Raw genomic sequence first — 8,040 nt, forward strand, 5'->3', positions numbered from 1 at the left:
CGCGAGAGTACCGCGGAGCACGCGGCGGCGAGGAGCCGAAGCGCGCCGCAGGCGCCCCGTACCCGCAGCGCGCAACACCGCGCGCGCCGCCCGCACACCGCCGCCTCTAGAACGCCGTCGCGGCGAGCCAGTCCTCGAGGACCTCGCGGTGGCCAGTGACCGTGAAGTGGTCCGCCGCCGGGGCGAGGCGGCCGTACAGGAGGAGAAGCAGGTCCGCCGCCGTGGCCGCGACCGTGGCGGACGCGGGCGACGCCGCCTTCGTCCACGACAAGCCCGCCTCGCCGAAGGAGATCGTCCACGCCGCGCCGGTGTCCTGCGCGCGGAGGGAGACCGAGGCGTGCGGCAGTGCCCGGACCCGCTCGGTGATCCACGTGCAGTGGGGCAGGTTCTCCAGGAACTCCTCGATGCCGTCCGCCGCGGTGCCCGGCGCTGTACGGGGTGCGCGGCCGAGCGCCAGTTCCGCGTCCGCGAGGTGGATCACCGCTTCGCAGAGCAGCCGCCGGGGGTAGAAGGCGACCCGCTGGTCCGCCCCGTAGGACCACATGGGCAGGTCCGGATCGACTTTGCGCATGGTGCGCAGGGCCGCTTCGGCGCTGCGGGCCGTCCAGTCCGGGTAGGCGGACGGCTCGTCCGGCAGGTCGAGGGGGACGTCGCGGGCCCAGACGCGTTCGGTGGCCCGGGTCCGTACGACGTGTTCCGCCCAGCGGTGGGTGGTGCCGTGGTGCTTCACCAGGTCGGCGACGGTCCAGCCGGGGCAGGTCGGTACCGGGGTCGCCGGGTCCACGCCGCGTACGGTCTCGACGAACTCGCCGACGAGGCGTTCGACGGCGTCGCAGTACCGCTCGTGCTGGTCGTCGTCCAGTCCGAAGCCGTCCGGCACCCGGAGCAGGTCATCGCGCCAGCCGGCGTCCGACTGGCGGGCGGCCGCCGCGCGGACCCGGGTGCCGAGCTCGCGGCGGTCGGCGGGCGGCAGTCTGTCCAGCAGGAAAGCGGTGGATTCCAGCCACTTCACCGCGGTGTCGGGGTCGAGCACGTCGTCGTCGCAGGTGTCGATCAGGGTCACCACTTCGGCCAGCGCTTCGGCCAGCGCGTTGAGCAGTGCGTCACTCACGAAAGCTCCCCTCCGGATACGGAACCGAGGGACCCTACCGCGCGGTACGATCGCTGCGCCATGGAGGTCAATGCCAACTACACCAGTTTTGTCGCGGTCGGTGACTCCTTCACCGAGGGCATGTCGGACCGGCTGCCCGACGGCTCATACCGCGGATGGGCGGACGTGCGGTTCCGCCCCCGCATGGAGGAACTGTTCGCCCACGTCGACTCGCTGGCGTCACGGCACGGCGCTCTCGTCGTCGACCTCTACGGCTGCGCCGCCATGGGCGACCAGCGGATGTGGGACGCCGACCGGCTGCATCTGACGGCCGAGGGCCACCGCCGGGTCGCGGAGGCCGTCTGGCAGCGACTCGGGCTGGACGCCGAGGACGACTGGCAGGCTCCGCTGCCTCCCGCGCTCCGCACGAGCTGGGCGGCGCGGCGGGCCGCCGACGCGCGGTTCGCCCGCAGGCACCTGGGGCCGTGGATCGGCCAGCGGATGACCGGACGGTCCTCCGGCGACGGCAGGCCGGCGAAACGGCCGGAACTGATCCCGTACGAGCCCGGCCGCACGCCCTCCGCCGACGCCTGACCTCCGCCGGGGGCCCGCACGATCTCCTCGTAGCAAGCTACAACGACGGGTGAGGCGCTGAGCTGCGCAAACCCACAGTAGAATCTGCTCACGTGACTGCTGTGTCTGCGAAGCCTCGCATCCCCAATGTCCTCGCCGGCCGCTACGCCTCCGCGCAGCTTGCCGTGCTCTGGTCCCCCGAGCAGAAGGTCAAGCTTGAGCGCCGGCTCTGGCTGGCGGTGCTGCGCGCGCAGAAGGACCTCGGGATCGATGTGCCGGACGCGGCGCTCGCCGACTACGAGCGGGTGCTCGACCAGGTCGACCTGGCGTCCATCGCCGAGCGCGAGAAGGTCACCCGGCACGACGTGAAGGCCCGCATCGAGGAGTTCAACGCCCTCGCCGGCCACGAGCACGTCCACAAGGGCATGACCTCCCGTGACCTCACTGAGAACGTCGAGCAGCTCCAGGTCCGGCTGTCGCTGGAGCTGATGCGTGACCGTACGGTCGCGGTGCTGGCGCGTCTCGGCAAGCTGTCGGGCGAGTACGCGGAGCTGGTCATGGCGGGCCGCTCGCACAACGTCGCGGCCCAGGCGACGACCCTCGGCAAGCGGTTCGCGACCGCCGCGGACGAGCTGCTGGTCGCCTACGGGCGGCTCGAGGAACTGCTGGGCCGCTATCCGCTGCGCGGCATCAAGGGCCCGGTCGGCACCGCGCAGGACATGCTCGACCTGCTCGGCGGGGATGCCGCGAAGCTGGCGGATCTGGAGCAGCGCATCGCCGCCCACCTGGGCTTCGCCCACGCGTTCACGTCGGTCGGCCAGGTGTACCCGCGTTCGCTGGACTACGACGTCGTGTCCGCTCTGGTACAGCTGGCGGCCGCGCCGTCGTCGGTGGCCAAGACCATCCGGCTGATGGCCGGGCACGAGCTGGTCACCGAGGGCTTCAAGCCGGGCCAGGTCGGCTCGTCCGCGATGCCGCACAAGATGAACACCCGCTCCTGCGAACGCGTCAACGGTCTGATGGTCATCCTGCGCGGCTACGCGTCGATGACCGGCGAGCTCGCCGGTGACCAGTGGAACGAGGGCGACGTGTCCTGCTCCGTGGTCCGCCGGGTGGCCCTGCCCGACGCGTTCTTCGCGCTCGACGGTCTGCTGGAGACGTTCCTCACGGTGCTCGACGAGTTCGGCGCCTTTCCCGCGGTCGTCGCCCGTGAACTGGACCGTTACCTGCCCTTCCTCGCCACCACCAAGGTCCTCATGGGCGCCGTCCGCGCCGGCGTGGGCCGCGAGGTCGCGCACGAGGCCATCAAGGAGAACGCGGTCGCCTCGGCCCTGGCCATGCGCGAGCAGGGGGCAGAGCGCAACGAACTGCTGGACAAGCTGGCCGCCGATGGGCGCATCCCGCTGGACCGCGCCCAGCTGGACGAACTGATGGCGGACAAGCTGTCGTTCACCGGCGCCGCCGGCGACCAGGTGGCCGCGGTGATCTCCCGTGTCGAGGAGATCGTCAAGCAGCACCCGGAGGCCGCCGCCTACACCCCTGGCGCGATCCTCTGACCCGCCCCACCCCGGCCGAGCTGGAGGCCGCCCGCGACCGCGTGATCGAGGACGTGGTCGCGGGCGGTCTCTCCGTGCTGTTCTGCGGTATCAATCCCGGCCTGATGTCGGGCGCCACCGGCCACCACTTCGCCCGCCCGGGCAATCGGTTCTGGCCGGTGCTGCACCTGTCCGGTTTCACGCCACGGCAGTTGAAGCCGTCCGAGCAGCGCGAGCTGCTGTCCTGCGGACTCGGCATCACCAACGTGGTGGCGCGGACGACGGCGCGGGCCGACGAGCTGACCGACGCGGAGTTCCGCGAGGGCGGCCGGCTGCTGGCGGCGAAGGTGGAGCGGCTCGAGCCGCGGTGTCTGGCCGTGGTGGGCGTGACGGCGTACCGCACGGCATTCGGAGAGCGCTCGGCCCGGATCGGTCCGCAGGAGCGGACGATCGGCGGCACGCGAGTGTGGGTGCTGCCCAACCCGAGCGGGCTGAACGCGCACTGGTCGCTCCGGGCGATGGCCGACGAGTACAGCAGGTTGCGCGAGGCGGTGGCGGCCGGGCAGGCGCGGAAGGACGCAGGGCCGTGAGCGCGGCCGCCGCGTACTGAGTGACCCGCTTCGTGTCCGTCGCGCGCTGCGAGGCCGGCCCCACACGCGTCACGGACGTGACGTCCGCCCCGTACACGTCGCGAGCGTGACGTCCGCCCCGTACACGCCGCGAGCGTGACGTCCGGCCCCGTGTGCGCCGGGGACGTGACGGCCGGTCGGTGACGGGCCGGGTCAGTCGGTATCGGTGGCGGCCAGGACCGCGATCTCCTGCCCCCCGGGCCGTATCGCGGCCACGGCGAGGTCCCAGGCGACCTCGTGGAACCAGCGGGACGTGGTACCGAGGCGGAACCAGTGCGTCTGCTCGACGAGTTCCGCGATGCGGGCGGGCGGCGCGCCCGCCGGAGCACCCGACAGCGCGCCCAGGGAGCGCCAGGTGGCGAGACGCCCGTAGGCCCGGTGCATGCCCGAGCCGTAGGCCGGGCTGCGTACCGCCGCGGAGAGCAGGACCCGCAGCACGGCGTCGGAGGTCGACGCGTACAGCCGGGCGACGGGCTCTCCTTCCGGCCAGGGGATCAGGGGGAGGCGCTCGATGACGGCCGGGAGGTCCTCCGGTGCGAGGGGGTCGAGCGAGAAGAACTCCTGTGCGGCGACGAGCCCGTTGGAGGTGTCGCGCCAGTGCTGTACCGCCGCGCCCATGGTGTCGGCGGCGGCCTCGTCGGTGATCTCCGTGAAGTCGGCGTCCGCGGTGCGGCGCCGTGCCTGCGGTGAGGCGTGGAGTTCGGGCCCGTCGAAGGTGGCGGAGGGGGTGGGCGGCACCGTCCAGGTCCAGGAGTCGTCCGCGTGCGGCGGTCTGCGCAGACCGCGTTCCGCGTGCAGCAGGGTCAGGGGAAGGGCCGCGAGAGGGTGCCCCTCGGCGGCCAGTGTGCCGGCGAAGGAGCGCAGGGCGGGGTACTGCTCGACCGGCGCCCCGGTGAGCACCATCTCGTGGAGGAGGCAGGCGGCGAACTCGCGGGAGTGGACGGAGTCGGCGCCCGGTGCGAACACCTCCTGCTCGACGTCCTCGATCCGCTGTCCGTGAGCGACGAGAGTCGCCAGCCGCCGCTCGGCCGCCGTGCGGTCGGCGGCGGCGGACCGCAGGGTTGCAGGCAGGCGCAGCAGCGTGCGAAGGCTCTCCCGCCCGGGGTGGGCGGACACCGTCTGGAGGATGCGGTGCAGGAGGATGTCGTGCTGCCACTGGACGTCCGCTCCACGGGCGGCGTGGGCGGCGATCTCCGCTCCGAGGTCGCCGGCCCAGGCGAGCCGGCCGGCGCCGACCTGCCGGTCGATCTCCTCGGACAGCGCCGAGACGTCCGCGGAACCGGCTGTGGAAAGGCCCGCGACCGTGCGTGCGGTGTCGTTGGTCATCTCGGACGAACCTCGTTTCGACTGCCGATCCCGGCGGCTTGGCCGGCACCTCGCGGTGCCGGCCAAGTCTAACTACGGCGCTCCTGCGGGTTTCGGCACCGGGTAGGCGCTGAGGAACAGGCCGGTGTTGGGATCGACGGCGATCTTCATGTAATCCTCGCCCTCGGTCCCGATCTCCCTGCCCATGGGGAAGATGTACGAGGCGGCGTCGTTGGGGTCCCTGATCGCCTGGGCCTGCTTGGCCCACGCCTCGTCGACGAGGTCGTACAGCTTGTTCGGGCTCTTCTCGAGGAAGACGGTGTGCGTGGCCCGGTTCGGGTCCTTCACCGTGTGGGCGAGCAGGTGGTCGATCTTGTGGCCGTGCCTTCTGTCAGGTCCGTAGATGAGACCGCCCGGCGACACGAAGTGGTCGCCGCCCATGTCCGCGAACGTGATTGGGCAGGTCGCGTTGTGGACGAGGACCGGGGTGCTGCCGGCGAGCACGTAGTAGGTGTGGACGTCGCTCACCGACAGGTTGAACACCTGCTGGACGCGGTGGTCCTCCTCCGTCGCCACCACCGTGGCCGTGGTGCCCTCGGGAGTGCGGACCGTGTCGCCGGGTACCACGCCGTCCGCGTTCACCCAGTCGTGGCGGTTCTCCAGCCAGATCGGGTGGCCCGCCGTGGCGGTGAACCGTCCGACCCGGTCACCGGCCGTGCCGTCCTCGTCGACCGCGATGGTCACGAGGCGCTTGTGCCCGGAGGAGGTGAACAGTTGCTCGACGGGCCGCGGCGCGGTCCCGTCCGTCACCGGGTCGGTGGCGAGGACCCTGTCGCCGATCCGGACGTCCTTGATCGGCTTGGTGCGGCCGTCGCCCATCAGCACCGGCGTCTGCGGCGTGAAGCTGTTGCACTTGCGGAACGCCTTGTTGCCCTTGCTGAACAGCGACTTGAAGAAGCCGGACGCCTTGTCGCCCCACTTGCCGAACTTGACCGCGCTCGCGCCGTAGCCGAGTCCGGGCACGGCGGAGGCACAGGACAGGGCCGCGTCGCCCAGGGCGTCCGACTTGCCGGACGCCGCTTCGCCGCCGTACCAGGCGCAGTTCGCGCCGTCGGCGAACTCGCCGAAGCCGGGGACCAGACCGAGGACGTCGAGCGCGAAATGACCGCCCTCGGAGAGCACCGCACCCCAGTCGATGTCCTCGCTCTCACGCAGCCAGTCGTTGAAGTCCTGGATCTCCTGCCGGAACTGCTCGGCCTCCTCGCTCCTGAGCTTGGCCAGCTCCTCTTCCTGCTTCTTCTCGACGGCGGCGATCAGGGCTTCCTTGGCCGCCTTCTCGGCGGCCGCGGAGTCCTTGCCCGCGGCCTCGGCAGAGGCACGGGCGGCGTTGGCCGACGCCCATGCGTCGCTCGCCGACGCCTGGGCGGACGCCGCGGACGCCTCCGCCTGTGCCGCGGAGTTGGTCGCGCGCCGGGCCGCGCTGTGCGCGTCGGCCTCGGCCGCGCGGGCCGTCTTCGCGGAGTTCGCCGCCGAGGCGGCGGACGCCTCGGCAGCCCTCGCGGACCGGCGCGCCTCCTCCGCGTACGTGCCCGCCTGATCGGCGGACGCCTTGGCCTGCGCCGCGTACTTTGCCGCCTCTTCCGCGGCCTTGCGGGCCTCGGCAGCGACCTTCGCCGCCAGGGCGGCGTTCTGCTGGGCGGTCGCCGCGACGCTCGCGGCACCGGCGATGATCCGCTGGACCCGGGACACATGGGTGGCGGTCAGCAGGTCCTTGCGCTGTGCCCGGAACTGCCCGACCTCGATGAAGTCGTGGAGCATCTCCGGCGGACCCGCCAGCGCGGCCTGGGCCGCGGCCCTGACCTCCGGTGTGCCCTGGTCCATCAGCTGCACGGCACGGACGCGCTCGTCACTGGTGCGGGCCGTGTAGTAGCCGGCGGCGATGAAGGCACGCAACGCCTCGGTCGTACCGGCGTCCAGGGCGGCCTGGCCCTCGCTCCTGACGTCCGGACCGGCGCCCTCCATCAACTGGACGACCCTGACGCGGTAGTCGTTGGCCGCTGCCCGGTGCTGACCTGTCGCCAGGAACGCGCTGATCGCGGCGGCGTCGCCGGTCAGTGCCGTCCGGGCGGCCGTCTGGACGGCGGAGTACTCCGAGTCCCAGGCCAGGCGCACGACACGGTCGGTCTCGTCCAGCTTGCCGGCCGGTTCAAGGCCGCTGCGGACGTACTCCACGACCTGGCTGTCGGGACCGGACAGGGCGACCTCGGCGGCCGTGGCGCTCCAGGGCCCGCGGGTGCCGGCGATGTGCAGGGCCACCTTGCGGGCCTGGGGAGCCACCGCCGCGACGTCGACGTCCGGCCGCGCGACCTCCGCGGCAAGCCGTTCGGCCTCCGCGTCGAGCAGCTTCGCACGCTCGACCGCCTGCTGTGCGGCGGCCCGGCGCTCGTCGATGGTGATCTTGGCGGCCTTGGCCTCCTCGATCGCGGTGGTCGTACGGTCCGCCAGCTCCGCGGCCTCGACCTCGCGGGCCAGGTCGAACGTGGCCCGCGCCTTGGCGACCGCCGCCGTGGCGGCGTCCGCGGCGGTCTTGGCCGCCGTGGCGTGCTTGGTGGATTCGGCGGCGGCGGCGGCCGCGTCCCCGGCGTGCTCCGCCGCCGCGTCGGCGGCCACGGCCGCGTTCTCCGCGTGGACGGCGGCCGAGTTGGCGGCGTCCCTGGCTTCGAATGCGGCCTTGGCCGCCTTGGCTGCCAGGGACTGCGCACGGTTGGCGGCGTTGGTGGCCGCGGCGGCGTGGCGACGGGCGTCGGCCGCGGCGGCCCTGGCCCGCTGGGCCTGGCCAAACCGCCGTCATCGAGACGACGTCCGACTTCATGGCGACGAGACCGGCGAAGCCGATCACGAAGAACTC

At 72.5% G+C, this 8,040-nt stretch carries 6 protein-coding genes and 1 pseudogene; 3 read left to right on the forward strand and 4 right to left on the reverse strand.

What is annotated here, in order from left to right:
* Nucleotides 1-106 precede the first annotated feature (106 nt).
* Nucleotides 107-1,111, reverse strand: coding sequence for a maleylpyruvate isomerase family mycothiol-dependent enzyme (locus AB0903_RS33855; RefSeq protein WP_366708597.1), 1,005 nt, complete (start codon nucleotides 1,109-1,111; stop codon nucleotides 107-109).
* 60 nt (nucleotides 1,112-1,171) lie between these two features.
* On the opposite strand from AB0903_RS33855, the gene AB0903_RS33860 reads away from it, so the two are divergent.
* The 3 genes from AB0903_RS33860 (at nucleotide 1,172) to mug (ending at nucleotide 3,788) form a co-directional block, all read left to right on the forward strand.
* Nucleotides 1,172-1,684: a hypothetical protein gene (locus AB0903_RS33860; RefSeq protein ID WP_366708599.1), complete on the forward strand. Its 513-nt coding sequence runs from the start codon at nucleotides 1,172-1,174 to the stop codon at nucleotides 1,682-1,684.
* Between the two features lie 92 nt (nucleotides 1,685-1,776).
* Nucleotides 1,777-3,219: an adenylosuccinate lyase gene (purB, locus tag AB0903_RS33865; protein WP_366708601.1), complete on the forward strand. Its 1,443-nt coding sequence runs from the start codon at nucleotides 1,777-1,779 to the stop codon at nucleotides 3,217-3,219.
* A complete protein-coding gene (gene mug, locus AB0903_RS33870; RefSeq protein WP_366708607.1) occupies nucleotides 3,216-3,788 on the forward strand; it encodes a G/U mismatch-specific DNA glycosylase in 573 nt (190 codons plus the stop codon). Before purB ends, mug begins: the two co-directional genes overlap by 4 nt.
* Nucleotides 3,789-3,980: 192 nt before the next feature.
* On the opposite strand, the gene AB0903_RS33875 is transcribed toward mug, so the two are convergent.
* The 3 genes and pseudogenes from AB0903_RS33875 to AB0903_RS33885 form a co-directional block, all read right to left on the reverse strand.
* On the reverse strand, nucleotides 3,981-5,153 hold the full coding sequence (locus AB0903_RS33875) for a DUF6183 family protein (RefSeq protein WP_366708603.1): 1,173 nt from the start codon (nucleotides 5,151-5,153) through the stop codon (nucleotides 3,981-3,983).
* A 72-nt stretch (nucleotides 5,154-5,225) separates the two neighbouring features.
* Nucleotides 5,226-7,802 (reverse strand): polymorphic toxin-type HINT domain-containing protein, encoded by a 2,577-nt coding sequence (locus AB0903_RS33880; RefSeq protein ID WP_366708605.1) that lies wholly within the window; start codon nucleotides 7,800-7,802, stop codon nucleotides 5,226-5,228.
* Nucleotides 7,803-7,968: 166 nt separating this feature from the next.
* Nucleotides 7,969-8,040 (reverse strand): annotated as a pseudogene (locus AB0903_RS33885) (DUF4233 domain-containing protein); the annotation flags it as partial.

Source organism: Streptomyces sp. NPDC048389 (assembly GCF_040706335.1).
Taxonomy (GTDB): Bacteria; Actinomycetota; Actinomycetes; order Streptomycetales; family Streptomycetaceae; genus Streptomyces.